Source organism: Streptomyces sp. ATCC 21386, from assembly GCF_018728545.1.
Taxonomy (GTDB): Bacteria; Actinomycetota; Actinomycetes; order Streptomycetales; family Streptomycetaceae; genus Streptomyces.
This window is the reverse complement of sequence record NZ_JAAVVL010000001.1, coordinates 9,239,270-9,264,914: the sequence shown is the minus strand read 5'-3', so window position 1 is coordinate 9,264,914 and position 25,645 is coordinate 9,239,270. Positions and strand designations below refer to the sequence as shown.

At 68.3% G+C, this 25,645-nt stretch carries 21 protein-coding genes; 10 read left to right on the top strand and 11 right to left on the bottom strand.

Features of this window, described 5'->3' with window-relative positions:
* Positions 1 to 155: 155 nt before the first annotated feature.
* Positions 156 to 2,861 (bottom strand): helicase C-terminal domain-containing protein, encoded by a 2,706-nt coding sequence (locus GWK25_RS39600; protein ID WP_215456322.1) that lies wholly within the window; start codon positions 2,859 to 2,861, stop codon positions 156 to 158.
* Between the two features lie 408 nt (positions 2,862 to 3,269).
* Between GWK25_RS39600 and GWK25_RS39595 the strand changes: the two genes are divergently transcribed.
* Together GWK25_RS39595 and GWK25_RS39590 are read left to right on the top strand one after the other, a co-directional pair.
* Positions 3,270 to 4,319, top strand: coding sequence for a hypothetical protein (locus GWK25_RS39595; protein ID WP_215456321.1), 1,050 nt, complete (start codon positions 3,270 to 3,272; stop codon positions 4,317 to 4,319).
* 208 nt (positions 4,320 to 4,527) lie between these two features.
* Positions 4,528 to 5,151: a haloacid dehalogenase-like hydrolase gene (locus tag GWK25_RS39590; RefSeq protein ID WP_215456320.1), complete on the top strand. Its 624-nt coding sequence runs from the start codon at positions 4,528 to 4,530 to the stop codon at positions 5,149 to 5,151.
* A 41-nt stretch (positions 5,152 to 5,192) separates the two neighbouring features.
* Here GWK25_RS39590 and GWK25_RS39585 read toward each other — a convergent pair whose 3' ends face one another.
* Positions 5,193 to 5,444: a hypothetical protein gene (locus GWK25_RS39585; RefSeq protein WP_215456319.1), complete on the bottom strand. Its 252-nt coding sequence runs from the start codon at positions 5,442 to 5,444 to the stop codon at positions 5,193 to 5,195.
* 274 nt (positions 5,445 to 5,718) lie between these two features.
* Between GWK25_RS39585 and GWK25_RS39580 the strand changes: the two genes are divergently transcribed.
* Positions 5,719 to 7,329 (top strand): recombinase family protein, encoded by a 1,611-nt coding sequence (locus GWK25_RS39580; protein WP_215456318.1) that lies wholly within the window; start codon positions 5,719 to 5,721, stop codon positions 7,327 to 7,329.
* 414 nt (positions 7,330 to 7,743) lie between these two features.
* Here GWK25_RS39580 and GWK25_RS39575 read toward each other — a convergent pair whose 3' ends face one another.
* The gene (locus GWK25_RS39575) at positions 7,744 to 8,112 is read right to left on the bottom strand and encodes a DUF6415 family natural product biosynthesis protein (protein WP_215456317.1); all 369 of its coding nucleotides are present in this window, start codon (positions 8,110 to 8,112) and stop codon (positions 7,744 to 7,746) included.
* A 161-nt stretch (positions 8,113 to 8,273) separates the two neighbouring features.
* On the opposite strand from GWK25_RS39575, the gene GWK25_RS39570 reads away from it, so the two are divergent.
* A complete protein-coding gene (locus GWK25_RS39570) occupies positions 8,274 to 9,425 on the top strand; it encodes a helix-turn-helix transcriptional regulator (RefSeq protein ID WP_215456316.1) in 1,152 nt (383 codons plus the stop codon).
* 381 nt (positions 9,426 to 9,806) lie between these two features.
* Here the strand turns inward: GWK25_RS39570 and GWK25_RS39565 are convergent, their stop codons facing one another.
* From GWK25_RS39565 to GWK25_RS39555, 3 genes are all read right to left on the bottom strand, one after another.
* Complete coding sequence (locus tag GWK25_RS39565; protein WP_215456315.1) at positions 9,807 to 10,478, bottom strand: helix-turn-helix domain-containing protein; 672 nt, start codon at positions 10,476 to 10,478, stop codon at positions 9,807 to 9,809.
* Positions 10,479 to 10,915: 437 nt separating this feature from the next.
* The gene (locus GWK25_RS39560) at positions 10,916 to 11,329 is read right to left on the bottom strand and encodes a hypothetical protein (RefSeq protein WP_215456314.1); all 414 of its coding nucleotides are present in this window, start codon (positions 11,327 to 11,329) and stop codon (positions 10,916 to 10,918) included.
* The gene (locus GWK25_RS39555; protein ID WP_215456313.1) at positions 11,326 to 11,631 is read right to left on the bottom strand and encodes a hypothetical protein; all 306 of its coding nucleotides are present in this window, start codon (positions 11,629 to 11,631) and stop codon (positions 11,326 to 11,328) included. Before GWK25_RS39555 ends, GWK25_RS39560 begins: the two co-directional genes overlap by 4 nt.
* Before the next feature lie 1,146 nt (positions 11,632 to 12,777).
* Here GWK25_RS39555 and GWK25_RS39550 point away from each other — a divergent pair.
* Positions 12,778 to 13,350 (top strand): recombinase family protein, encoded by a 573-nt coding sequence (locus GWK25_RS39550; protein ID WP_215456312.1) that lies wholly within the window; start codon positions 12,778 to 12,780, stop codon positions 13,348 to 13,350.
* A 160-nt stretch (positions 13,351 to 13,510) separates the two neighbouring features.
* Entirely contained in the window at positions 13,511 to 13,894 is a 384-nt protein-coding gene (locus GWK25_RS44420; RefSeq protein ID WP_045556039.1) for a cold-shock protein, read from the top strand.
* A gap of 31 nt (positions 13,895 to 13,925) precedes the next feature.
* Here the strand turns inward: GWK25_RS44420 and GWK25_RS39540 are convergent, their stop codons facing one another.
* The 4 genes from GWK25_RS39540 to GWK25_RS39525 all read right to left on the bottom strand — a co-directional run bounded on the left by GWK25_RS39540 (position 13,926) and on the right by GWK25_RS39525 (position 17,545).
* Entirely contained in the window at positions 13,926 to 14,753 is an 828-nt protein-coding gene (locus tag GWK25_RS39540; RefSeq protein ID WP_215457905.1) for a 1,4-dihydroxy-6-naphthoate synthase, read from the bottom strand.
* Positions 14,754 to 14,814: 61 nt separating this feature from the next.
* Positions 14,815 to 15,615, bottom strand: a complete 801-nt coding sequence (locus tag GWK25_RS39535; protein ID WP_215456311.1) for a futalosine hydrolase — start codon at positions 15,613 to 15,615, stop codon at positions 14,815 to 14,817.
* Between the two features lie 16 nt (positions 15,616 to 15,631).
* Positions 15,632 to 16,102, bottom strand: a complete 471-nt coding sequence (locus GWK25_RS39530) for a hypothetical protein (protein WP_215456310.1) — start codon at positions 16,100 to 16,102, stop codon at positions 15,632 to 15,634.
* A 96-nt stretch (positions 16,103 to 16,198) separates the two neighbouring features.
* The gene (locus tag GWK25_RS39525) at positions 16,199 to 17,545 is read right to left on the bottom strand and encodes an MFS transporter (RefSeq protein WP_215456309.1); all 1,347 of its coding nucleotides are present in this window, start codon (positions 17,543 to 17,545) and stop codon (positions 16,199 to 16,201) included.
* Between the two features lie 949 nt (positions 17,546 to 18,494).
* Between GWK25_RS39525 and GWK25_RS39520 the strand changes: the two genes are divergently transcribed.
* The 4 genes from GWK25_RS39520 to GWK25_RS39505 all read left to right on the top strand — a co-directional run bounded on the left by GWK25_RS39520 (position 18,495) and on the right by GWK25_RS39505 (position 24,899).
* Complete coding sequence (locus GWK25_RS39520; protein WP_215456308.1) at positions 18,495 to 19,421, top strand: DUF3027 domain-containing protein; 927 nt, start codon at positions 18,495 to 18,497, stop codon at positions 19,419 to 19,421.
* 353 nt (positions 19,422 to 19,774) lie between these two features.
* Positions 19,775 to 22,924, top strand: coding sequence for a sacsin N-terminal ATP-binding-like domain-containing protein (locus GWK25_RS39515; protein ID WP_215456307.1), 3,150 nt, complete (start codon positions 19,775 to 19,777; stop codon positions 22,922 to 22,924).
* A 224-nt stretch (positions 22,925 to 23,148) separates the two neighbouring features.
* Positions 23,149 to 23,928, top strand: coding sequence for a calcium-binding protein (locus tag GWK25_RS39510; protein WP_215457904.1), 780 nt, complete (start codon positions 23,149 to 23,151; stop codon positions 23,926 to 23,928).
* A gap of 134 nt (positions 23,929 to 24,062) precedes the next feature.
* Positions 24,063 to 24,899, top strand: a complete 837-nt coding sequence (locus tag GWK25_RS39505; RefSeq protein ID WP_215456306.1) for a DUF5707 domain-containing protein — start codon at positions 24,063 to 24,065, stop codon at positions 24,897 to 24,899.
* Between the two features lie 109 nt (positions 24,900 to 25,008).
* On the opposite strand, the gene GWK25_RS39500 is transcribed toward GWK25_RS39505, so the two are convergent.
* Positions 25,009 to 25,563 carry a hypothetical protein gene (locus GWK25_RS39500; protein WP_215456305.1) on the bottom strand — a complete coding sequence of 185 codons (555 nt, stop codon included), beginning with the start codon at positions 25,561 to 25,563 and terminating at the stop codon, positions 25,009 to 25,011.
* Positions 25,564 to 25,645: the final 82 nt, after the last annotated feature.

Below are 25,645 nucleotides of genomic sequence, written 5' to 3'. Positions count from 1 at the left end.
CCCGAGAGGATGCGCCAGGGGACCCGCGCTCGCCCATGAGGGGGAAAAACGGGCGTGGCCTGCATGAAAGCCCGCGTACGCCCGAACGGGTGATGCGCGGGAGGCGGCTTGATCAACAAGGGGTGACCAGGTGTGACCAGGTGTGGCCGGTTCGGTCAGGTGGCGTCGTCCGCCAGTTCCGCGACGCCCGTGATCCGGTGGAGCGGGAAGGTGCGGACCTCGTCCGCCGTGTGGTCGTACGCCGTCACGAAGCCGCCCTCGACGCGGACCGGGGCGATGACCCGCTGGCTGGCGGAGCCCTCGGCGTTGACGTAGCCGATCCAGAGGGCCTCGCCGGTGAGGACGGCGGCCTGCATCGTCGCGAGCGTCTCGGCGGAGCCGGTACGGGGCAGGGTGCCCGGCGGGGTGGCCGGGCCGCTGGGAGTCCGGCGGGGCGCCGTGGAGGCCAGGTCACCGGCGCGGATGGCCCGGATCGCGGCGCCCAGCAGGGTGTCGTCCGGGGCCGGGGGACCGTCCGGGACGGGCTCCGGGGCCGTGCGGGGCGGGGTGCGGTGGGCGTGCGCCCGGGTGATCAGCACATCGCCCTCCGCCGACTCGGCCGCCGGCGCGTACCCCATCGCCCGCAGCCCGTCGAGCAGCGAGGCCGGGTCGGCCTGGGCAGCGAGGACGGTCGGCGCGAGCCGCCGCAGCCCGAGCCCCTGGGACCGCTTGTCGGCGAGGATCTCGCTGAGCATCGCGTCGTCGTCGCAGCGGACGTACGCCGACGCCGCGCCGATCCGCAGATGGCCGTGGCGCCGGGCCACGTCGTCGATCAGGTACGCGAGCGGCTGCGGGACCGGCGTACGGGAGTGCGCGGTCAGGAAGTCGTGCAGGTCGGAGGCGCTGCGCCCGGCATCCAGCGCCCGGCGTACGGACCCCGGCGTGAACCGGTACACCGTCGCGCCACCCTTCGACTCCACGTCCGCCAGCACGCCCAGCACGTCGGCCAGCGGACGCTTCAGCGGACCGGGCGCGACCGCCGTCAGGTCGGCCTGGAGCAGGACGTGGTCCAGCGGCTCGGGAAGCAGCGGCGCGAGCAGCCGCGCGGCCCGGGAGGCGGCCGCGGCCTGCTCGGCGACGGGGTCGGGGGAGGGGGCCGGCGCCGACGGGCGCTCGGGCAGGGGCACGTGGTGGGCGGGGAGCCTGTCGCCCGGGGTCTCCGGCAGCTCGGCCGTGGCCGGGGTCCCGGGAGGCAGCCCGAGGAGCGCGCGACCGTGCGAGGACAGCGCGCCGCGCCCGGTGACCCCGAGCGACTCGGCCTCGGAGAGGGTCCACCGGGCGATCCGGGCCCGCAGGTCCTCGCCCTGACGCGACCGCGCGGACGGCTGCGGGGCCGACTGGGCCGATGAGGACGACTGCGCCGACTGGGACTGCGCGGGCTGCTGCGTCTGCGTCGGCACCGACGAGGGCTGGCCGGGGGCCGGATGGGACTGCTGGCCGCCGCGCGTGGGGCGTTCCCAGTGGAGGCGCGCCAGTACGGAGTCGGGGGTGGCCGAGGCGCCCTCGGGGAGCCCGGCGAGCAGGGCGAGGACCCGATGGCGCACCTCGGGCGCGGCCGACCGGTCCAGCCCCGGGCCCAGCGCCGACAACGTACGGTCCTTGGCGTCCCGTTCCCCGATCACGCCCGGCGTACGGGTCGCCGTCAGCCAGGCCGTGGCGAGCCGCGCCCAGCGCTCGGCGGCGGGCAGCTCCAGCCACTCGTCGTACGCGGGTGTGGCGGCGTACCGTTCGTCGGCCTCGCCGTCGGAGGCCAACAGCCCTGCGGCGTAGGCGAGTTCGACCCAGAAGGCGGCGACCGGCTCGGGCACGTCGAGGGCCACGGCGGTCCGTTTCAGGTCCCGCACGCTCAACCCGCCCGCACGCAGGACGCCGGGGCCGCCCTCGTCCCAGTCCTTCAGCAGCTCCTCCACGGTCGCCAGCGCGGTGTACGCCTGCCCGGCCGCCGTCGCGTCCACAACCTGTGGACGGTGCGCGCCCGACGCCTCGACGGGCGGCGGCACGGGCTGGACCTCCCGGTGCGCGCGGCCCCCGCGCAGGTGCAGGGCGACCTCGCGGGGGATGACGACCGTGCCGGGGGCGGTCGGCAGGAGCAGCCCCCGGTCCAGCAACCAGCGCAGATGGGCCGCCGGGTTGGCGGTGACCTGGCCGTACGGCGGCCCCCACACCAGCCGGGTCAGGACCTCGACGGACTCCGGGGGCGCGGCGGCGAGGAGCGCGGCCATGCGGCGGCGGTCGGTGAAGAGCGAGGCGAGGGCCGTGACCGCCGACACCGAGTCATGGGTGCTCGGCAGGCCGGCCGCCGCGACGATCTCCTGCACCCGCCCCGGCGACATGCCCGCCGTGGCCTCCGCGACGGTCGGCCCGAGGCCGGTGGGGGAGGGGTGCTGCGGGGAGGGGGCGAGCAGCTCGCGGGCCGTGCGCACGAGGCGGAGCCGGTCGTCGGGGCCCCATACGAGGGCCTGGTCGCGCAGGGTGCCGAGGGCGTGGGGCAGCGCGGCGGTGACGGCGGGGTCCGCGTCGTCACCGGCCAGCAGGGCGGCGAGTTCGCCGTACGGCGCCGGGTCCGCCGCCACGGCCAGGGCCTGGGCGGTCTGCAGGGCGAACCGGTCCAGGCGTTCCAGGGCCCGGACCACCGAGGCGCGGGTGCCGGCGCGGGTGGCCAGCTGGGTCAGGTCGGTGGGCACGGGTGTGATGAGGTCCGGCCGGGCCCGGAGCAGCACGGCGAGCGAACGGTCGTCGCGTCCGCGTAGCGCCTCCGCCAGGGAACGGGGGGCTCCGCCGGTGGGGGCCGCCTCCGTGGGGGTGTGCTCCTCGGTGCTCATCCGGCCAACGGTAGCGGCTGCGCCGGGCTGGGGCGCCTGGTGGCTCGGGAGTGCGTTTCGGTGGGGCCGGTGGGGTGGGGGGTGCGGGCGTGGGGTGCGTGGTTGGGCGGGGGTGGGGGTGGGGGTGCCTGGTGGGTCGGGGGTGCGGGTCTCGTTGGCGGGTGCGGGTGGGTGGGGGTTCTCGCGCAGTTCCCCGCGTCCCTGAGAAGCCGGGGCTGCGCCCCGGGCTTCTCGGCCACGCCTCCCGTCCGCCGGGATCGGCCATGGCTCTCGTCTTCCCGGATCGGTCGTGGCTGCCGTTCTTGTGGATCGGTCGGGACTTCGGCCTTCCGGATCGGGGCATGACTTCCGTCCTGTCGGAAGCGATACGGTCGGAGGAGTATGCGCGGCCGACCCCGGAGGGGCTTCGTGGGGATTGAGAGCGACCAGGTCGTCTACGAGTACCTGAGCCGGGTCGGTGATCTGGCCCAGCAGCGGCAGTTGCCGTCCTCGACGCGGATGCGTCTCGTGTCGGGGCTGCGGGACGAGATCGACCGGCGGCGGGCGAAGGCGCCGGTGGACAGTCCGGCCGCCGTACGCCGCATCATCGCCCGCCTGGGGACGCCGGACGAGGTCGTCGAGGCGGCGGGCGGGCCCGGTGACGTACCGGAGCCCCCGGCGGCCGCCGTGCCCGTGCAGCGGGTGACCGGTGGGGACGTGACCGCCGAGGACACCGGGGAGCGGGCCAAGGGGCTGCGGCGGGTCGTGCCGCGACCCCGTTCCTCCGACGCCGTGCCGCCGCCGGTGGCGGGCGGTGCCGCTCCGCCGCATCTCGCCCCGCTGCACGAGCTGGGCGAGGGCGACGCGCAGCCCGACTGGTGGCGGGTCGGCGGGGGCGGGGCGCCGGGCGGCGACATCGGGTTCGGGGTCGGGGACTCCGTGCCGGGGTTCGTCGGGGGTGTGGAGATTCCCGAGTTGCTGAAGCCGCCGCCTCCGGCGAAGGCGGACGGGGACCGCGACGGAAAGGCCGCAGGGGAGCCTGGGGCCGGCGTCGAGAAGGGGGCGGCGGCTTCTGCGGGGGACGTGGAGGAAAAGGCTCCTCGGCGGCGGCTGCCGGTGCCCCGGTTGCGGCCGGTGGGTGGGGGGTGGAGCAATCCGCTGCTGTTGCTGGCGGCCGTGCTGTTGGTCGCGGGAGCGGTCATGGGAAGTCTGGTGCCGTTGGGGCTGGGGTGGTTGATCGCCTATCTCTCGCGGAGGTTGACGCCCTCGGAGTCGAAGTGGGCCGTGATGGGGGTGCCCGGGGTGGTGGCGGCCGGGGGTGTGGTGTGGCTGTGGGGGCGTGGTGACGGGCGGTGGGGGGATCCCATCGCTCAGGGGCAGATGAGTGACGCGCTGGCGGAGACCTGGCCGTGGGTGCTGCGGGTCGCGGCCGTGTCGTCCGCGCTCTATCTGTTGTGGCGGTCGCAGCGAGCGCGTTGAGCGGGGTTCTCGCTTGCCCCGCGTCGGGTGCGTTGTCGGCTGCGGGCCCGGTGGGGCTTCCCGCGCAGTTCCCCGCGCCCCTGAAACGCAGGGGCTGCGCCCCATGCTTTTCGGCCCGAAAGGGCCGCAGGCTCTTCAGGGGCGCGGGGAACTTTGCGACCAGCCCCCACCGGGCCCGCAGCCGACGACGCATCCGAGCCACCCCACAATGGACGTCATGACCGCTCGCATGCTGACCGTCGGGTTCGATCTCGATATGACGTTGATCGATTCCCGGCCGGGGATCCGCGCCTGCTACGAGGCTTTGGCGGCGCGCACGGGGGTGTACATAGACGCCGACCTGGCGATCACCCGGCTGGGTCCGCCCCTGGCGGACGAGCTCGCGCACTGGTTCCCGGCGGCCGAGATCCCGGCCACGGCCGACCTCTACCGCGAGATGTACCCGGCGATCGCGATCGCCGCGACCCCCGCGATGCCGGGCGCGCCGGAGGCGATCGCCGCGGTCCGGGCGGCCGGCGGGCGGGCCATCGTGGTCACCGCCAAGTACGAGCCGAACGCCAAGCTGCACCTGGAGCACCTCGGCATCGAGCCCGACGTGGTCGTGGGCGACCTGTGGGCGGAGGCCAAGGCGGACGCCCTGCGCGAGCACGGCGCGAGCGTGTACGTCGGCGACCACACCGGCGACGTACGGGGCGCGCGCACGGCACAGGCGTACTCGGTCGCCGTCGCCACCGGCCCCTGCGACGAGCGGGAGCTGCGCGAGGCGGGCGCCGACGTCGTCCTCGCGGACCTGACGGCGTTTCCGCAGTGGCTCACCGGACACACCGCATAGGCCGGTAGGCCGGTCGCGGGCGGACGCGTTCCCGTTGACGCCTAGGACCGCACTTCGCGTGCCCGTCTGCGGCCCGCCGCGACCGACTGCAGGACTCCGGCGCCGGCGATGAGGAATCCGACGCCCATGAGCATGCTCAGGACGAACATGTAGACGGGGAACGGAGTCGTTCCGAGGAACAGCGGGGCCACGGTGACCAATGTGGCCACGGCGCCGACGACGAAGACGATGCCGCCGACACGGATCAGTCGGTCACCGGGTTCGGCGGAATTCGGTTGGGTTTTGTCACGCACCCGACCAGGGTAGTTCCCAGCGCGAGGGAACAGTCGGCCGACGTCTTGTCACCCGCCCCCGGACCAATAGGCTGGGGACCGGCGGGTCCGGCGACCCGCTGTAGTGCTGTCCAGAGCAGTTTCCGCACACCGAGAACACGTTCAGAACACACCCAGAACAGCTTCGAACACCTTTCAGACGCAGTTTCCGACGAGTACGAGGACGAGGACAGACGTGCCCACCGGCAAGGTCAAGCCGGTTACCTAGGCACACAGACTCCGCTAGCCTCCCCTCATGCAACCCAACCTGCGCTACCTCGCCTGCCTCCGCCTGTCTGCCGACTCGGACGGCTCGACGTCCATCGAGTGGCAGCGTGGCGTGATCCGACACCACGTCAGCTCTCCGCACCTGTCCGGCGTCCTGGTGGGGGAGGCAGAGGACACGGACGTCTCAGGCTCGATGAGCCCCTTCAAGCGTCCCAAGCTAGGACGCTGGCTCACGAAGCGTGCCGACGAATTCGACGTGATCATTGCAGCCAAGATGGACAGGCTTACGCGTCGCTCGATGCACTTCAATGAACTCTTGGAGTGGGCGCAGGAAAACGGCAAGTTCATCGTCTGTGTTGAAGAGGGATTCGACCTCTCGACTCCCCAAGGCAAGATGATGGCTCGCATGACAGCCGTATTCGCTGAGGCTGAGTGGGACATCATCCAAGCTCGAATCCTCAACGGCGTACAGACACGCCTAGAGAACCGTTCATGGCTTACGGGTGCTCCGCCCACCGGATACAAGATTGTTCAGGTGGAAGGGGAGCGCCGTAAGGTCATTGCGCGGGATGAGTCTTTCTGGGAGTACATCGAGGAAATCAAGACTCGGGTACGGGAAAAGAAGCAGTCGACGCACAGGATTGCGCGGGACTTCAATAAGCGTGAAATTCTCACGTGGTCGGATCATCTGCGGATATTGAAGGGGGAAGAGCCCAAGGGAATTCAGTGGCAGGCAACCATCATCAATAAAATGATCCGATCGAATTGGTTCGCCGGTATCTACACCTATAAAGGTGAGGTTGTTCTGAATGACAATGGCGATCCGTACATCATGCCGGAAAAGCCACACGCTGAAATGGAAGAGTGGCTAGAGCTAGTCGACCTAATCGCTCCCGCTCCTAAGCCTGAGGGAGCACAGGAGACCCGTAACGGCGCTGCAAGCCTGCTGGGAGGCATCGCACGCTGCGGACACTGCAACACCCCTGTGACCTCTCTCAAGGGCTCTGGACACGAGAGGAAGGACGGCACGAAGGTTCCTGGTCACAGGTATTACCGCTGCGCCAATAAGTTCAAGGGAGGGAACTGTAAGGAAGGTCTGTATGTCCGTGCGGATGCTCTCGACGCATGGATTGACCAGGAAATTCTAGGGAGCATCGGACAATGGGACATGTACGAGCGCGCCGGTAAGGGACCGTCCCAGGCAAAGGAACTCCAGGACGCAAAGGCACGCCTGGAAAAGCTGGAGGGTGATTACCTCGCCGGGAAGTACGACGGGGAGGGGCAGGAAGAGTCGTACTGGCGAATGCACAAGGGACTGTCGGGAAAGATTGCTCTCCTGGCTAAGCAGGAAGAGGAGAGGGCTAACCCGATTCTCAAGGCAACGGGTAAGAAGTACGGGGAGGAATGGACGGCCAAGGATCAGGAAGACCGTAGGGAATTCCTCCGCACCTATGGCGTAAAGGTCTGGGCTTGGGATAAGGGGACGGATGAGAATGAGCCGGGAATGGTCATGGACCTAGGGGATATTCAGACCATGGCTCAGGAACTCAGCCTGGAAAAGAAAGAGAAGATGACTAGGCTAGTGCTTAGCCATAATGCGCAGGAACAATTGTGGAAGGCATTGGCTCTCGCCAAGTAATAGAGAGCATAAAGAAAAGGCGTCGCTGAATAGCGGCGCCTTATTCTTTTATGGAATTGTTTATGAATTCGACCCCCTACCATTAACGGTTGAATAACAAAAGCGGGTGGTCTGGTCTCTCGCGTGCCTGAGGCTCCCTACGGGGGAGGCAGTAGCCGGGAGCCGTCCTCAGAGCCTCCCTGTGCCTCTCTCAGGGGCTCTCAGTGCTCTCGGGTCTCCCTGTGCCGGAAGCGTCCGTCTGTCGGCTGTAGCGGTGGCAGGAGCAGCCGCAGCGACGCGCTAACAGGATGCCCCTGGAGTGCGGCAGGGGAACGTCTCTGGTCTGTCGGCATTGGCCGTGAAGCCCTCTGTAGTCCGGCTGTTGGGCTAACGCGCACTCTGCCGACATGGTCGGCTGCTCGGTCGTCTGAGCGCTCATGCCGCACCACCGAGCTTTTCGTGATGCCGGATGAGAGCCAGCACCCCCCGTGCCAACCTCTGTGCGTGGCCGACTAGTTCGGGGATGGACGAGCCAGGTACGGCGTGAGCCCGGATACGCGCTTCCTGGACGCCCGCACGGGCACCAACGGCAGCAGTGTTGCTCTTGGCGTACCGGGCTAGGTCTGCCTCTACCTCAGGGATGAGAAGCATGATCATCCCGCGTAGCAGAAGGATGATCGTTTCCAGCTCGTCTACGTCCTCGATCTTGGCTCCGTTGGTGATCACGTCCTGTGCAGCGCTCTTGATCGTCTCGATGTCCAGCGGAGCTGTCTCCGACTGATGGTTCGGGGCTGTAGCGTTCACGGCGGTCGACTCCTAGCTAGTCGGCTGACGCCCCCGGATCACGTCGCCTGTGGTCCGGGGGTTTCTTGTTGCGTCTGCCGACTCAACCGATTTCGTGCACCCGTAGGGCAGTTGACCAGCGTTGACTATGCTCGACGTCAACAGTCAACGGGAGCTGCACCATGGTCGACTTCGGGTCTGAGGTACGTAGGGCACTCAAGGCACAGGGGAAGAGCCTGAGAGGTGCAGCCAAGGAACTTCACTATGACGTTGCCTATCTGAGCCGGGTACTCAATGGGAAACAGGCTCCCTCTCCTGAACTGACCCAAGCCCTTAACGAATACCTCGGACTCTCCCTCACAGTGGAAGACAGCGGCTCTCATGACGATGAGATGGACGCATGGGAACTTGCCCGACGCGTACAGGCAAGCGACGTAGGAAACGCCACCCTGGAACGGCTGGAGTACGCCTTTGACCGTCTGGCCATGGCCTACCCAAAGTCTGATCCTGCCGACTTGCTGAGGCAGGTACGCAGGCACTCTGCCTATGTCGTAAAGCTCTTGGACAGTAAGAAGACCCTTTCCGAGCACCGACGCTTGTTGGTAGTCGGGGGTTGGCTCTCTCTCTTGGGTGCCACTGTCCATATCGACCTGATGCAAGACGATGCGGCTACGGCTCGACTGGAGACAGCAGCAACGCTAGCCAGGGAGGCCGGACACCCTGAGATTGAGGCATGGTGTTTCGAGACTGAGGCTTGGAGAGTCCTTACCGATGGGGATTATGTCCAAGCCGTTGAACTCTCCCGTACGGCTCAGGACATCGCTCCGGCCGGTACTTCAGCCTTGATTCAGGCGACAGCACAAGAGGGAAGAGCGAATGCGCGGCTCGGGAACGGGAAAGAGACCTACTCAGCCATTGAGCGGGTACAGGCTCTCTCTGCTGCTATCGGCTCCCCTGAGACTCCAGAGCATCATTACCGGTACGACCCTGCAAAGGCTCTCTCCTATACGGCTACAACCCTTGCTTGGCTGGGGGATGCTGCGGCAGAGCCTTACGCCAGGGAAGTAATCAAGAGGCTGAGCCCTAGTGAGGACGTAAGCCAGTGGCCTAGGCGTGTGGCTTCAGCGAATATCGACCTTGCCTTGGTACTCCTCAAGGAAGACCGACTAGATGAGGCGTGCGACTCGGCACAGAAAGCCATTCTGTCCGGCCGTGTGGTTCCCTCGAATCACTGGCGTGCGCTGGAAGTAGTGAAGGCTGTAGAGGCTAGGCAACTCCCTGAGAGCGCAGACCTGAGAGAGGCATACCAGGGACTCAAGGCCATTGAGTCGTAGCCAGACAAGTAACTCCCTAGCGATTCTGAGGGATTTCTGAAACTCGGAGTTTTCTCCTCATAGCTCAGAGGCGGCTAGACAGGAGTAACTCCACCTAGGCGAGATACCCCGTGAACTACCCACATTTCCTAGGAGTCGTGGGTAGAATTCCTTTGGAATTGCTATTCAGTAGCCGGGATTCCCTATTGAATAAAGGAATTAGTGTACCCCAGCCGGCTGGGATATTCCATTACCAGAGGAGTAGCAATAGGGAAGTCGGGGATACCTAATCAGGTAAACCAGAGGAGAAACCCAATCCGCCGAAGGCGGGTATTAGTCTCAACCAGGGCTTTCCCTCTGGTCTACCTAATTACTGTCTCTGTACTCATTCGCTGTCCCTGGCTACGCCAGGGGTAGCGGTTGTTCCCTTCTTATGGTTACTTCTTTTGGTTCTTTCTTATTGTTTGTAGCCGGGATTCCGACTACCTCCTGGCCGGTATTCCGACTACCCCTAGCCGGTTTTCCGGCTACCCCCCTAGCCGGGATTCCGGCTACCCCCATCTTCCGTCTGTCCATCTCAAGCTTCATACGGTTGGCTGAGACTGCCAGACGCGGGGCAATGTCAGATCCCTTGGCCTCAATCCCACACCATGCCTTCTTGTCCTTTTCCATGATTGCGTCCTTTACGGTGACCTCTACGTGTGCCGTTCCGTGCTTGTAGGACTCTTCATCAAGGGCTCTGAAGCCCGCTGGAATGGCCAGCGTGTAAGAGAGAGTGTCTCCGTTGCTTCCCTGGGTGATAAGCCACCCCTGGTCCCGTAGCTCCTTCACGTACACCTTTAGCTGACTCAGGCTGATGTTATTCATCAATGCCGCTAGACGCTTCTGTCCAGCGTTGGCCTTACGGTTCTGCCCGGCATGCTCTTCTAGGATCTGCCATAGGATTTTGGCTTGGGGTGTCAGATCAAAGCTGTATAGCAGCGCCTTTGGTGTGCGGATAAAGGCTCCACCCTTGTACATGACGTCTGGGGTATCCAATAGGTCAACGGGTACGGTCGTATTGTTGTCGGTCATTCCTGGTATCCTTGTCTTAGGTCGATAACTTGCATGGTTTTCACTTCTGATCCTTTCTCGATCGCTCAAATATGAATCATGATTCGGACTAAACGGTTTCTTCTCTCCGTACTTTGTTACCGTTACCTGAGGCCATCAGGAGAAAGCCCCGGCTCCCACACTTATACGTATGGGACCGGGGCTTTCTTGTTTCGTCTAGTCAATCCGAATCGGTCTGGAACTCCTCTGAGAGAAGAGAACTCCTCTTGGCTTGTCATAGGTGAAAGCCTGCCCTGTCTCGGTCGGCCCCGTGTTCTTAAGTTCCTCCAGAGCCTCACTAAGCGCTGTGTCGTAGTCGGCTCCTGGAAACTCTCGCTCGAATGCATCTCTCGGGTACTGCTCTCCGGTATCTCGCAGCTCTGTGAAGAGCGCGGTAGCCGGAAGACTAAGGTTCATGGTTAGCCCTCTAGTACGTAGAGATGGGTTGTTCGCTCACCCATAAATCCCTGTGTGGAGCTAGTCAGCTCATGGACGATGCCGGAAGCCTTGAGATGTTCGAGGGCGGTACGGAATTCTCCAGGGGTAGCACCAGGGAGAGCCTCAGTGAAATCACGCTCTACCTGAGCCGTTACGGCCGGTCTTCCTTGAGCGTCATACTTACGAATCATGTCGACTAGAGCCGGTCCGGCATGGGTCATGATTGCCTGTGCTCGCTGCTGCTCCTGGTGAGCCGCAATCATTCTGCGCTGCTCCGTCTCTAGGGCTTCCTGCTTAGCTCTCTTCTCTTCCTGGTACTCAGGAGCGCTAACGCGAGCCCAGTAGTTATCTGAGCGCTCCTGGCTCCCGAAGGTGAATGCATTGGTGTTCGTCATTCTGCTGTCTCCTCTGTGTCGTTCTTCAATAGCTCATATCTGTGGGGCTTTTTACTGCGGTCTACCTTGACCCATCCCCGTTGCTCCAATACCCCTACCGCTTCTTTGAGAGGCTGTTGGTTCTTCCCCAGTGTCAGCACTTCGCTTAGCTCAGGCTGACTGAATCTCTTGTCCTGCCCCTCGAATAGGCTCAGGTACATGTAGAGGAGATTTGCTCTGGCCTCTACTCTCTTACGCTTCCAGGGTGTCCAGCGTGTAAGGGGCTTCCCTTCTAGCTCGATTACTTCTGTCTGCTCTTCCATCTCATCCTTTTCTCTACGCGACTAGGGCTCTCTCTGGCCATTCAGACAGCTCTCTAAGGCACTCTCTGATGTGGTCCGGGGTCATGTGTGTCTCGTGTGCCAGTACGCCGGTAGAGACGTACTCATGCTTTTCGCTGTGTGCTCTGATCACGTGTAGCACCGTGAATGCCTCGGGGCTGATCTCTGCAATGCTTGTGCTCATGTCCGTACCTCTATGCCAGCCAGCCGTTACGGCGTAGCTCTTCCTTGCAGGCATCGAGGGGTACGTAAGGAACGCGCATCTTAGATAGGTAGTCTTCCCATGCCTCTTCAGTGAGGGGAAGCCCGATCTGCCAGCAAGACCAAATAACCTTCGCGTGCATGCTAAGGTTCTTGACTTGGTGAATAGGTACGGTTGGCACGGTCGTACGCGGAATGGTCACGCTCATAGTTATTGCTCCAAGGTTGGTCGATAGGTTCTTTCTCTCCGTCGACCTCACCCTTCTTCCTTAATCATCTCACGATTTCGAGAGGTTTTCGTGAGAGCAGGAGTGCCCCTGAGCAGCGAAAAGCCCTAGCAATCACAATCAGTAATTGCTAGGGCTTCTGTCGTTACCGTATGTAAGGTGTAGTTACTCGACCTGTCCGCTATCCGGTAAGTGTGTGAGAAAGATCACACTTTATGGTGCTGTTCTTGCAGCGCTTCCAATGCTAGATACCGGCGCTACTCGTCCGCTCGCCGCTCCCTGGGAGAACGCTGCTGAGCGGCTCTCCAGTGCGTTCCCAATGTCGCGCATGCCGTCCTCGGCTAGCTGCGCCCCTTGCTCGCTGCGCGCTGCCGTGTCGGCTCCCATGCGGTCGACCACGTCTAGGTCTACGGGGTTCATGCCCATGATCAATCTCCTGTCTGTCGTATCTCTCCACCTCTGCTCCCTCTGTCTTCTATTGTCCCAGTTCTGTAGCAGGCTTTGTGTCGTCTCAAGGGGGTCTCAGATTCTTAAATACGAGACCCCGTCTCACGACCCTTGCCGACCATGTCCCTATGTCCGGTTTCAGTGCGGTTTGCCGGGCAGTTGGCGGGGTCTCGCTTGACTCCTGTCCCAGAGTAGGTTTTGATACCGGTATCGAAAGTCAGTCAGGGACACAGTGAGACCAGGGGGAGACGAAATGACCACCTACGAATACGGATACGCCCGAGTCAGCACCACGGCGCAGGACTTGAAGAGGCAACTGGATTGGCTCGCTGCACAGGGCGTGCCGACTGAGCGCACCTACGCCGACAAGAAGACCGGTACCGACTTTGAGCGTGAGGGCTTGGGTGCAGTGCTCGCCCAACTCCGTTCCGGTGACGTGCTGTACGTGCCCTCTCTGGACAGGCTTGGGCGCACCATGCACAAGGTCTTGGCTCTCGTTGCGGAACTCAGGGAGAAGGGTGTTCATCTGGTCATCGGGGGAGCGATGACCATTGACACTCGCGTAGGTGGTCCGGCTACGGACATGGCTCTTCTGATGCTCGGTACGTTCGCTGAGATGGAACTCATCTTCCAGCGTGAGCGCCGTGCCTCTGCGCGTGCCTCTCGTGAGGCCAGCGGGAAGACTTGGGGGCGTCCCAGGGAGATTGACCGTACGGCCGTCCTGGAAGACCTCAACGACGGCATGAGCGTCATGAAGGTTGCTGCCAAGCATGGGATTGGTCGGGCAACGGTCTTCCGCATCAAGGCGGAAGCCAAGGAGAGCTAAGCCCCTCACGCTTCCTGCACCACTTTGAGCCTCTGCCTTCACTGGTAGGGGCTCAGTCTCGTTTTAAGGCGTGTTCGGCTGGAGAGACCCCCGGTAGGCTGTCTCAACGGCAGATCAAGGGTGTCCGGCCAGTCCGGGAGCGATCGAGGGAGTGTGTGCTTTGCCGACTGGCAAGGTCAAATGGTTCAACAGTGAGAAGGGCTTCGGCTTTCTCTCCCGCGACGACGGCGGTGACGTCTTCGTCCACTCCTCCGTACTGCCCGCCGGTGTCGACACCTTGAAGCCGGGTCAGAAGGTCGAGTTCGGAGTCGTCGCCGGTCAGCGCGGCGACCAGGCCCTGTCCGTGACGATCCTGGAGCCCGCCCCCTCGGTCGCCGCCGCCCAGCGCAAGAAGCCCGACGAGCTGGCCTCGATCGTGCAGGACCTGACGACGCTGCTGGAGAACATCACGCCGATGCTGGAGCGGGGCCGCTATCCCGACCGTGCCGCCGGCAAGAAGATCGCGGGTCTGTTGCGCGCCGTGGCCGACCAGTTGGACGTGTAGACCAGCCGGCTCCAGGCGAATCCCCTGGTTCTCAAGGGAATTCGAGCGCGTCCGGGCCGAGGGGCGGTACCAGTCCCTCGGCCGCCGCGCGGGTCAGCAGACCCCGGACCGCCGCGTAGCCGTCCTCGCCGAGATCGGCCGTGAACTCGTTGACGTACAGGCCGATGTGCTGGTCGGCGACGGCCGGGTCCATCTCCTGGGCGTGTTCCAGGACGTACGGGCGGGAGGCCTCGGGGTCGTCCCAGGCCGCGCGGACGGAGGCGCGGATCGTCTCGGCGAGCGTGGTCAGGGTCGCCGCGCCCAGCGAGCGCTTCGCGATGATCGCGCCGAGCGGGATCGGCAGTCCCGTCGTCTCCTCCCAGTGCTCGCCCATGTCGGCGAGTTTGTGGAGGCCGTAGTTCCGGTAGGTGAAGCGGGCCTCGTGGATCACGAGTCCGGCGTCGACCTTCCCGTCCCGTACGGCCGGCATGATCTCGTGGAACGGCATCACGACGGTCTCGCCGACCCCGCCGGGCAGCGTGTCCGCCGCCCAGAGACGGAAGAGCAGATACGCGGTCGAGCGCTCGCTCGGCACGGCCACCGTACGGCCGGTGAGGTCCGAGCCCGGCTCCCGCGTCAGCACCAGCGGACCGCAGCCCCGCCCCAGCGCACCGCCGCACGGCAGCAGCGCGTACTCGTCGAGGACGTACGGCAGGACGGCGTACGACACCTTCAGTACGTCGAGGTCGCCGCGTTCGGCCATGCCGTTGGTGATGTCGATGTCCGCGAACGTCACGTCGAGCGCGGGCGCGCCCGGCACCCGGCCGTGGGCCCAGGCGTCGAAGACGAAGGTGTCGTTCGGGCAGGGGGAGTACGCCATGCGCAGTGCGCCGGGCGCGGTGGGGGCGGCGGCTTCGGCGGGGGCGGTCACGGGGCTCGTCTCAGGGCTCATGTGGGTTCCAACTCTCCAGTACGGGCGTCAGCTTCCCGAAGGCCGTGGTGAGTGCGGTCAGGGCGTCGCCGATCCGCCAGGCGGCGCGGTCGCGCGGCCCCACGGGGTTGGAGACGGCCCGCAGTTCGAGGACGGGCGTCGCGTGCGCGGCGGCGGCCTCGGCGACCCCGAAGCCCTCCATCGCCTCGGCCAGCGCGCGGGGATGGCGGGCGCGCAGCTCGGCCGCGCGCCCGGCGCTGCCGGTGACCGTGGAGACGGTGAGCACGGTGCCGGTACGGGCGCCGGTGGCGGTCGCGGCGGCGCGTACGAGGTCCCGGGGCGGGTGGTGGGTGACGGTGCCGAAGCCCAGGTCGGTGACCGGGAGGAAGCCGTCCGGTGTCTCGGCACCGAGATCGGCGGCCGTGATCTCGTCGGCGAGGACGAGCGAGCCGAGGGGGGCGTCGGGCGCGAACCCGCCCGCGATCCCGGCGGACACGACCAGCCCGTACGGCCTGCCCTCCAGGACCGCCGCAGTCAGCGCACCGGCGACGGAGGCGGCGGCGAGCGCGGGGCCCACACCGGCGGCGAGGAGGTCGTACTCCGGGCCGGTGGGGAGTGCGGGCGGGGTGTCGCCGTGGTCGGGTGCGGTGGTCGTCGCCGAGCAGGGCGGCGTCGCGTCCGGTGCGTGGGCCGAGGCGTGGAACCGGTGGAGGGTGCCGGCCGGGAGCCGGGTCTCGGTCGCCGGGCCCGGAAACGCTCGTGCCACCGCGTCCCGTTCGGCCGGGACGGCGGTGGCTACGAGGATGCGCATGCGGGTCGGCCGTGGATCAGGCGTCGGGGTTCTTCAGCTCGAAGTTCCACACACCCTCGATCTTCGAGCCCTCGGCGTTCTGCTCGACGACGCTGATGGTCAGCGACTTCTGGGCGGCCTGACCCGGCTGGGTGGCGAACAGGTCGGCGTTCTCGAAGGACCAGTAGGTCTTGTCGAACGTGTTGTTGGTGGCCTGCTCCCCGTTGATCCACAGGGCCCAGCCCGTCTCCGACACCTCGGGGTCGACACCGATGCGCAGCGTCTCGCCCTGGGGCAGGTCGATCGACTTGGAGGGCTTCTTCTGCGCGCACTCCTTGGCCTCTTCGGCGGTGAGGGTGCGGTAGCAGGCGGCCTCGGAGCTGATCGAGTCGGTACCGATCGTGACGGTGGCCATCGGCGTGGGCTCATCGCAGGCCGACAGGACGAGGAGTCCGGCGGAAACAGCGCCGAGAGTGGCTGCGGCGCGACGGGAACGCGGGGAGGTCATGGGCGAAGGCTATCTGGCGTGTCCAGGGGTGCCCTTATGTGGGGTACGGCGTGCCGGGTCGGCCGGGCGCGCGCCGGGGGTCGGCGGGGCCCGGGGTCATGCCACCCGGGCCCGGGGCGCGCCCCCGTGCCGGGCGGACGAGAGCAGGCCGCGGACCGTGGTGAGCCAGCCGGCGGCGACGATCGCGGCGGCCACGGCCATCCCCAGGGTGCCGTTGAGGGGCAGGGCGATCCCGACGGCGCCGCCGACCACCCAGGACATCTGCAGCAGGGTCTCGGAGCGGGCGAACGCGGAGGTGCGCACGAGTTCGGGGACGTCACGCTGGATCAGGGCGTCCAGCGACAGCTTGGACAGCGCCTGCGAGAAACCGGCGACCGCGGCGAGAGCGGCGATGAAGAACGTGCCGAAGAACAGCGCCGCCAGGATCGCCACCGCGAGCTCCACGGCGACCACCGTCACGATGATCAGTTCCGGCGAGCGCTGTTTCACCCACGCGCCGACGGCCGTGCCCAGCGCGTTCCCCGTACCGGCGGCCACGGCCACCATGCCCAGCGACACGGCCGCGCTCTGCCCGTGCAGCGGGTGGATGCGCAGCAGGAACGCCAGATAGAAGATCAGGAAGCCGGAGAGGCCGCGCAGGGCTGCGTTCGCGCCGAGCGCGTGAGTGACCGCCGGGCCGACCGTCCGCAGCCCCGGCCGCTTGAGCGCGCTGCTGCGGTGCGGGCCGTGCAGATGCTCGGCGTCCGCCGCGAGCAGCGCCCGGTCCTCGCCCTTCGCCGAGTCGACCTTCGCGGGCAGGGTGAAGGAGAGGAACGTACCCGCGATGAAGATCAGGCAGGCGCCGTAGAGCGGCCAGCGGGGCCCGAGTGCCTGGAGTCCGGCGCCGATGGGGGCGGCGACGCCGGTGGCGAGCAGGCCGCTGAGGGTGACCCGGGAGTTGGCCTTCACCAGGGAGAACCGGGGCGGGAGGAGGCGGGGGACGACGGCGCTTCTGACCACGCCGTACGCCTTCGACGCGACCAGGACGCCGAGTGCGGCGGGGTAGAGCTCGATGCGGCCCGTCTCGACGGCGCCGACCAGGACCAGGGCCAGGAACGCCCTGGCCAGCATGGCGCCGGCCATCGCGGCGCGGCGGCCGTGCGGGAGGCGGTCCAGGAGGGGGCCGACGACCGGGGCGAGCAGGGCGAAGGGGGCGAGGGTGATGGCGAGGTAGAGGGCGACGCGACCGCGGGCCTCGTCGGTGGGGACGGAGAAGAAGACGGTGGAGGCGAGGGAGACGGTGATCATCACGTCGCCGGCGCCGTTCACTCCGTGCAGCTCGATCAGTTTGCCGAGGCCGGACTCGCCGGCGCCGTGGGCGTGGGTGGCCTTGCGGATGCCTCGGGCCGGGCCGGTGAACGGCAGGTGCAGGGCGCGACCCACCGAGCGGACCGCGCCGGTCACCCGACCCGATCCGCGCGCTCCGCTCCGCTCGGCGCCGGTCACCTCGTCATAGTGCCCCGAGATGGCGGGGCGTAGTGCGGTTACCGCTCGTATGGCCGCGAGGTGGGAGTGGGGGGCGTCGGGCGCCTGCTGGGGTGGGGGTGCGTGTTTCGTCGGCTGGTGCGGGTGCGGGGGACTTCTCGCGCAGTTCCCCGCGCCCCTGAAAAAGCGGGGCTGCGCCCCGGCTTTCATCGGCCGCCGAGGGCCGTTGTCCACGAGCTCGCGCAGCCGGCGCCCTTTCAAACCCGCCGACCGGACCTCGTGGGGGTGCCGTGCCTGGGCTTTCGACGGGCGTGGGCCCAGGTTTCGAGATGCGGCCTGGGCTTTCGACGGGCGACCTGGGCTGGCAGGGGCGCGGGACGTGGGCTGGCCAAGGCGCGGGACGTGGGCTGGCAAGGGGGCGCGGGAACCTGGGCTTTCAGGGGGGGCGGGAACCTGGGCTTGCAAGGGGGGCGTGGAACCTGGGCTGCAATGGCGTGGGACCTGGGTTTTCAAGGGGCGCGGGGAACTGCGCGTGAAGCCCCACCGGGCCTGTGGACGCCCGACAACCTCAGTCTCCCCACACCCGCCCGCGCGGAGCCGGCCGCAGGCCACGGCGGTTTCCCGCCAACCGTCGGCCACCCCCGAAGCCGCCCCTCACCCCCCGCCGTCGGCCAAAGCCGAGCGCAGCGGAATCGCGGAACCCTTACGTCGGTGTGGGCGCGGAGCCTCGGAGAAGGTAGCGTGCATAGCGCGCCTGCGGCGGTTGTTCTCGGCCGCGCGCCTCTGGTTCATCCCGCAGAATGGATGACATAGGTGCGCCCGAGTGCGATCGGGCGCGGACGTCGACGCGGCCCCCTGGTCCGCTCCGTCCGCACCCCCCGCCGAGGGAGGCGCACTCGTGAGACGGCGTAGGAGAGAAGCGATACCTGTGAGCGCAGCGACAACGCGAAGCCGCACCCCCGACCGTCTGTGCGCCGAGGCCGTCGACCTCGCCCGCTCCGCCGCCGAGGAGGCCGCCGCACCCGGCGTGGTGGGCGAACACGCGGGCCTCGTCTCCGAGGGCGACCGGGTAGTGACGCACTTCTTCGAGTGCAAGGAGATGGGGTACCGAGGCTGGCGCTGGGCCGTCACCGTCGCCCGCGCCTCCCGCGCGAAGTTCGTGACCCTGGACGAGGTCGTGCTGCTGCCCGGCCCGGACGCGCTGCTCGCGCCGGAGTGGGTGCCGTGGAGCGAGCGGCTGCGGCCCGGCGACATGGGCCCCGGCGATCTGCTGCCCACCGAAGCCGATGACCTGCGGCTGGAGCCCGGGTACTCCGGCGAGGACGAACCCCTGCCCAACTCGCCCGTCTCGCACGACATGGCCGAGCTGGTGGAGGCGGAGGACGCCGAGGTCACCGGTGGGGTGCCGGCGAACCTGCCGCTCGCGCCGAGCCGCGGGTCGATCGCCGCGGTCGCCGAGGAGCTGGGGATGCGCCGGGCGCGTGTCCTGTCCCGGTACGGGCTGCACACGGCGGCGGACCGGTGGGAGGAGGGCTTCGGGGCCAAGACCGCGATGGCCCAGGCCGCGCCCGCCGCGTGTGTGAGCTGTGGGTTCCTCGTGCCGATCGGGGGGTCGCTCGGGCAGGCCTTCGGGGTGTGCGCGAACGAGTTCGCGCCGGCGGACGGGCGGATGGTGTCCCTGACGTACGGGTGCGGGGGGCACTCGGAGGCGGCGGTCATGCCGAAGCCGCCGCGGCCGGCTCCGCCGCGGCTCGACGAGACGCGGGTGGATCCCTTCCCGCTGCGGCCCGCGCGGGATTCCGGGTCGGTGCCGGTGGAGGACGCCGAGTCCGAGGCCGACCTCGGGCACTCGTAGGGGCGCCTCATAGCTCGGAGGTGCCTGTTTCGGCGGGTGCGGGTGCGGGTGCGGGTGCGGGTGCGTGGGGGTTGCTCGCGCAGTTCCCCGCGCCCCTGAAAAGCAGGGGCTGCGCCCCGTGCTTTTCCCGGCTTTCGCGCGCCCGCCGTCGGTCGCCTTCCAGGATTACGGGGGACGGTCTTTCAGGGGCGCGGGGCTGTGTCCATATGCGGCTCCGCCGCGTGGGCGCGACCAGCCCCCACGCACCCGCACTCGCCCACGTACCAGCTACCCCCACCCCCTGGGCGCCCGGCCCAAGCCGGCGCAGCGACCCGGTACCTTCGTGTCCACCAGGCGACAGGGAGATGTGAACCGTGAGCAAGTTCGTGCGGCCGGCGGCCGAGGGTGCGGACCCGTTCGGGACGGCGCGACTGCGGCGGGGTGTGCTGGACGCCTGGGCGACCAGCCCCGCCCGGTTCCGCGAGGACGCCAACGCCGAGGAGGACCTCGTCCTCGGCGGCTACCGGGACCGCCTCGTCGTGGAGCTGGCGCAGAACGCCGCCGACGCGGCGGCCAGGGCGAAGGTCCCCGGGCGGCTGCGGCTGACCCTCCGGGACGGTGTGCTCGTCGCCGCCAACACCGGAGCCCCGCTGGACGCGGGCGGCGTCGAGTCGCTGTCCACGCTCCGCGCGTCCGCGAAGCGGGACAGCCAGGGCGGCGGCCACGAGGGCGCGGTGGGCCGGTTCGGCGTCGGCTTCGCCGCCGTGCTCGCCGTCACCGACGAGCCCGCCGTCATCGGGCGGCACGGCGGTATCCGCTGGTCGCTCGCCGAGGCCCGGCTGCTCGCCGCCGACACCGCCCGGCACAGCCCCGGCCTGGGCGACGAGATCCGCCGCCGGGACGGTCATGTGCCGCTGCTGCGGCTGCCGTTCGCGGCCGAGGGATCCGCTCCGGAGTCGTACGACACCGTCGTGATCCTGCCGCTGCGCGACACCGCCGCCGCCGATCTCGCCGAGCGGTTGCTGCACGCCGTCGACGACGCACTGCTGCTCGCCCTGCCCGGCCTCGACGAGGTCGTCATCGAGGTCGGCGCCGGTGAGGCGCGGACGCTGCGACGGCGCGTGGAGGGGGCGTATGTCGTCGTGGAGGACTCGCGGGACGGGGTGACGCGCTGGCGCACCGTCGCCGAGCACGGGGCGATCGAGGCCGCGCTGCTCGCCGACCGGCCCGTCGAGGAGCGGCTGCGACCGCACTGGTCCGTCACGTGGGCCGTGCCGACCGGGCCCGACGGCGCGCCGGTCCGGCCGCGCACCAGTGCCGTGGTGCACGCGCCGACGCCCAGCGACGAGGCCCTCGGGGTGCCCGCGCTGCTCATCGCCTCCTTCCCGCTGGACACGACCCGGCGGCACGCGGCGCCCGGACCGCTCACCGACTTCCTCGTGCAGCGCGCGGCCGACGCGTACGCCACGCTCCTGGCCGCCTGGGAGCCGGTGGGCGAGGGCATCATCGACCTCGTGCCCGGCCCGCTGGGCAAGGGCGAGCTGGACGGGGCGCTGCGCCAGGCGATCCTGGAGCGGCTGCCCAGGACCGCGTTCCTGCCGCGTGCCGTGATGCCCGAACCCGATGACGAGCTGGAGGAGTTGTCCGCCGCGCTGCGTCCGCGTGACGCCGAGGTCGTCGAGGGGGCCGGCGCCGAGACCGTACGGGTGCTCGCGGACGTCCTGCCCAGCCTGCTGCCCGCCGGGCTCGAACGGCGCGCGGAGTTGCGGACGTTGGGCGTCGCGCGCCTGCCGCTGGGCGACGCCGTCGACCGGCTCGCCGGGCTGGAGAAGGCCCCCGACTGGTGGCGGCGGCTGTACGACAGCCTCGCCGGCGTCGATCCGGACCGTCTGTCCGGTCTCCCGGTCCCGCTCGCCGACGGCCGGACCACCATCGGGCCCCGGCAGGTCCTGCTCCCGGCCCCCGACGGCCCGGGGACGGCCCGTCCCGACACGCTCGCCCGCCTCGGGCTGAAGGTCGCGCACCCGGACGCCGCGCATCCCCTCCTGGAGAAGCTGGGCGCGCTGCCCGCGACCCCGCGCGCCGTGCTCACCACGCCGCAGGTACGGGCCGCCGTGGCCGCCTCCCTGGACGACGACGGCGGCGTCTGGGACGAGGAGGACGGGCGGCCCGACGCCGACGAGCTGGCCGACCTCGTCCTCGCCCTGGTCCGCGACGCGGGCCTCGAACCCGGCGACGAGCCCTGGCTCGGCGCCCTCGCCCTCACCGACGAGGACGGTGAGCTGGCGCCCGCCGGTGAACTCGTCCTCCCCGGCAGCCCGTTCGCCCGGGTCATGCGTGAGGACGAACTCGCCTTCGTCGACGCCGAGCTGGCCGAGCGCTGGGGTGAACAGCCCCTGGCCGCCTGCGGGGTCCTCGCCACCTTCGCCCTCGTACGCGCCACCGACGTCGTCCTCGACCCCGACGAACTGGAGCCGCGCGACGGGGACTTCGCCGAGCCCGACGACGCCGGGCTGCTGGACGCGGTGGACGTGTGGTCCGAGGACATCCTCGACCGGTTCCCCGACAGCCCGGTGCCGCCGGTCGCGACGGAGATCGTGGCCGTGCGCGACCTGGACCTCGTCGACGAGGACCGCTGGCCGGAGGCGCTCGCGCTGCTGGCGAAGCCGCCGCTGCGCGACGCGCTGGTCCAGCCGGTGCGCATCCTGCTCGCGGACGGTACGCACGAGGTCGTCCGCCCCTACACCGCCTGGTGGCTGCGCGGTCACCCCGTCCTCGACGGCCGCCGCCCGGCGGGCCTGCTCGCGGCCGGCGGCGACCCGCTGCTGCGCGGCCTGTACGACGAGGCCGACGCCACCGGCTTCGACGACGAGCAGGTGCTGCGGGCGCTGGGCGTACGGACCTCGGTGGCCGCGCTGCTGGACGAGCCGGGCGGCGCCGCCGAACTGCTGGACCGGCTGGCCGACCCCGACCTGCCGGTGGGTGCCGCGCAACTGCACGGTCTGTACGGCGCGTTGGCCGAGCTGGACCCAGAACAGGTGACGCTCCCGGACGAGTTGCGCGCGGTGCTGGACGGTGAGGTGACCGTGGTGGACGCGGCCGACGCCGTGGTCGTCGACTCGCCCGACCTGCTGCCCTTTACCTCCGGTGTGCCCCTGCTCCCCGTACGGCCGTCGCGGGCCGCCGAGTTGGCCGAGCTGTTCCAGGTGCGGCGGCTCAGCGAGTCGGTGACGGGGGAGGTCGACTCCGAGGGCACGGAGCACGAGGTCCCGGAGTCGGTGCGGGTCCTGCTGGGCCCGGCCACGTCGGCGTCGTACGTCGAGCACGAGGAACTCGTCGTCGACGGCGTGGAGTTGGACTGGCGCCGTACCCGCGACGGTGTGCTGCACGCGGCCACGCTGGAGGGTGTCGCGGCCGGACTGGCCTGGGCGGCCGGGCAGTGGCCACGCCGCTTCGAGGTTGCCGCGCTGCTCGAAGACCCGTCCAGGACGGAGGAACTGGCGCGGGATCGCTGGTTCGACTGAGCGCGGGCCGAGGAGTACGTCGGCTCGATGTGATCTGGGCTACATCTTCACGGGAAACGCGAAACTCGTACAACCATTCGCCACACTCGTGGATCTGATCACCCGAGCCGACGGTTTTCCCTGGAGTCGCATGACTCCCAGAAGCCGACGGGCTCCTCAGACCTGACCGGATCTCGTGCGCCGCCGCCGCGCCGCCGTGAGATCCCAACCACGTGGGGAATATTTTGCACAAGCGTGCCATCGTGGGCGCCGTCACCGGCGCCCTGGCCCTGACCGCTTTCGTCGCTCCGGCCGCACAGGCTGACAACATCACCAGCGGCAACACGAAGATCTCGAACGTCGTCGTCAACGGCGGCAAGCCCGTCGTCGTGGGTGCGACGGCCAAGAAGACGGTCAAGCTCAAGTTCACCGTCACCGACAACTCCGGCGCCTGGCGTGCCGCCGCGTTCCTGTACCGCGGTTCGAGCACCGCGAACATGGACACCGCCGCTCCGTCCAGCAACACCTGGATCAAGTGCACCAGGGCCAGCTCCACCAAGGCGACCTGCTCGGCGAACTACACCATCGAGGCCGGCTCGAACGCCTTCAACGCTCACGCGGGCACCTGGAAGACCTGGGCCATCGCCCAGGGCAAGGACGCCGACTTCATCGAGCGGGAGAACATCAAGTCCTTCAAGGTCCTGCGCGCCGCCCAGCTCGCGGGCGCGAACGCCTCTCCGGAGCCGGTCGCGAAGGGTGAGACGATCACCGTCACCAGCAAGCTGACCCGCGCCAACTGGAACACCGGGGTGAACGGCGCGCTCGGCGGCCAGCCGGTGCAGCTGCAGTTCAAGAAGGCCGGCACGACCGCCTACAAGACGGTCAAGACCGTCAACTCTGCTTCCACGGGCGACGTGTCCACCACCGTCAAGGCGAGCGCCGACGGCACGTACCGCTACGTCTTCGCGGGCACGTCGACCACGGCGGGCGCGACCGCCACGGGCGACACCATCGACGTGCAGTAAGCAGCAGGAGCCAGGGGGACACGCAGGGCGCACCGGCGCGTCCCCCACCCGCAGAGCCGGCGGGTCAGCCGACTCGCGACCACCCGGGCCGATGCGACCAGACCGTCGGCCCCATCTCACCACCGGGGGAATACATGCGTATGCGTGCCACTGTGATCGCCGTCTCGGGCGCCCTCGCCCTGTCCGTCTTCGCCGTTCCGGCCGCGCAGGCCGATGACGCGCCCGGCGCCCTCGGGGCGTCGGTCACGCCGTTCGGGGCCCTGGCGGACGAGATCGTCGGCGACACCGTCATCAAGAAGGTCACCGTCAACGGTGGCAAGGACATCGTGGTCGGCACCTCCAAGAAGAAGAGCGTCACCCTCTCGGTCACCGCGACCGACCCGTCGGGCATCGAGGACGGCTACGCGTTCCTGTGGAAGGGGAACGACATCGACTCCGGCGATGTCGTGGGCGCCATGGTCCCGGACGCGGAGAACGGCACCTGCACCGCCGTCGACGCGACCACGTCCACCTGCAAGGTGACCGTCGTCGCCGACCCGAACGACAACATCTACAGCAACATCCTGGCCGGCAAGTGGCACGTCTTCGCCGGTGCCCTGGCCAAGGACGGCGACCGCAACATCCGGGAGAAGCACTCCACGGCGAGCGTCAAGCGCGCGTCCGCGCTGACCACCAACGCCTCTCCCGAGCCGGTCAAGAAGGGCAAGACCATCACGGTCTCCGGCAAGCTGACCCGCGCCAACTGGGACACGCTCAAGTACGCGGGCTACACCAGCCAGTCGGTGAAGCTGCAGTTCAAGAAGAAGGGCACGTCCGCCTACAAGGACGTCAAGACCGTCAAGTCCGGCTCCGGCGGTGCGCTGAGGACAACCGTCAAGGCGAGCGCCGACGGTTCGTTCCGCTTCGTGTTCGCGGGTACCTCCACGACGCCGGCCGTGACCTCCGCGGCCGACGCCATCGACGTGAAGTAAGCCGCAGGCAGCGGTCAGAGGCAGGGCGTCGGCCGGGGGGTCTCCCGGGCCGACGCCCTTTCCGTTGCGCAGGCCGGTACTCGGACGGCGGCACCCCCTCGTCGCGCGGTCAGAGCATCGGGAAGAGCAGGGCGAAGAACAGCCACAGCAGGACGGCCCAGAAGAGCGCCGCCGCCAGCGACACCAGCAGCGAACTGCGCCACTTCAGCACCAGGAACGGGAAGAGCACCAGGGCCGCCCAGTAGCCGGCCACGTCGATGGAGAGCCGGGCCGCCTCGCCGAGGGTTCCCGCGCGGCCGGTCGCGATGTGGCGCAGCAACCGCTGCGAGGCGAAGCCGTACAGGCCGAAGACGACGGGGAAGAACCACAGCGGTGTGATCGAGACCAGCTCGGACTCGGAGAACTCGTCGAACATGACCAGGTAGACGAGTCCGGCGGCGAGGAGACCACCGACGAGAGTGGTCACGTAGAGGGCGGTCAGCGCGGGCGGCTCGACGGCGCCGGCCGGGACGGGCACCACCGAGGCGTACGGGACGTCCGGGGACGGGACCCGCACCACCCGATGGCAGTGGGGACAGCGGACCTCCTGCCCCACGCGATCGGCCGGTGCCGAGATCAGATGACCGCACGAGGCGTGGAACTCCACCGGCTGATCCGGGTTCATGTGGTGCCTCTCCCCTCCCTGAACCGCACGCCCCGCCACGGACCCGTTCCACCGGCCGGTGAGGGCGGGGAGCGGCCGCGGC

Coding starts and splice junctions, on each gene's coding strand:
- GWK25_RS39600 (WP_215456322.1), bottom strand. CDS start 2,861: ATGAGCACCGAGGAGCACACCCCCACGGAGGCGGCCCCCACCGGCGGA.
- GWK25_RS39590 (WP_215456320.1), top strand. CDS start 4,528: ATGGACGTCATGACCGCTCGCATGCTGACCGTCGGGTTCGATCTCGAT.
- GWK25_RS39580 (WP_215456318.1), top strand. CDS start 5,719: ATGCAACCCAACCTGCGCTACCTCGCCTGCCTCCGCCTGTCTGCCGAC.
- GWK25_RS39570 (WP_215456316.1), top strand. CDS start 8,274: ATGGTCGACTTCGGGTCTGAGGTACGTAGGGCACTCAAGGCACAGGGG.
- GWK25_RS39565 (WP_215456315.1), bottom strand. CDS start 10,478: ATGACCGACAACAATACGACCGTACCCGTTGACCTATTGGATACCCCA.
- GWK25_RS39560 (WP_215456314.1), bottom strand. CDS start 11,329: ATGACGAACACCAATGCATTCACCTTCGGGAGCCAGGAGCGCTCAGAT.
- GWK25_RS39555 (WP_215456313.1), bottom strand. CDS start 11,631: ATGGAAGAGCAGACAGAAGTAATCGAGCTAGAAGGGAAGCCCCTTACA.
- GWK25_RS39550 (WP_215456312.1), top strand. CDS start 12,778: ATGACCACCTACGAATACGGATACGCCCGAGTCAGCACCACGGCGCAG.
- GWK25_RS39540 (WP_215457905.1), bottom strand. CDS start 14,753: ATGGCGTACTCCCCCTGCCCGAACGACACCTTCGTCTTCGACGCCTGG.
- GWK25_RS39535 (WP_215456311.1), bottom strand. CDS start 15,615: ATGCGCATCCTCGTAGCCACCGCCGTCCCGGCCGAACGGGACGCGGTG.
- GWK25_RS39530 (WP_215456310.1), bottom strand. CDS start 16,102: ATGACCTCCCCGCGTTCCCGTCGCGCCGCAGCCACTCTCGGCGCTGTT.
- GWK25_RS39505 (WP_215456306.1), top strand. CDS start 24,063: ATGCGTATGCGTGCCACTGTGATCGCCGTCTCGGGCGCCCTCGCCCTG.
- GWK25_RS39500 (WP_215456305.1), bottom strand. CDS start 25,563: ATGAACCCGGATCAGCCGGTGGAGTTCCACGCCTCGTGCGGTCATCTG.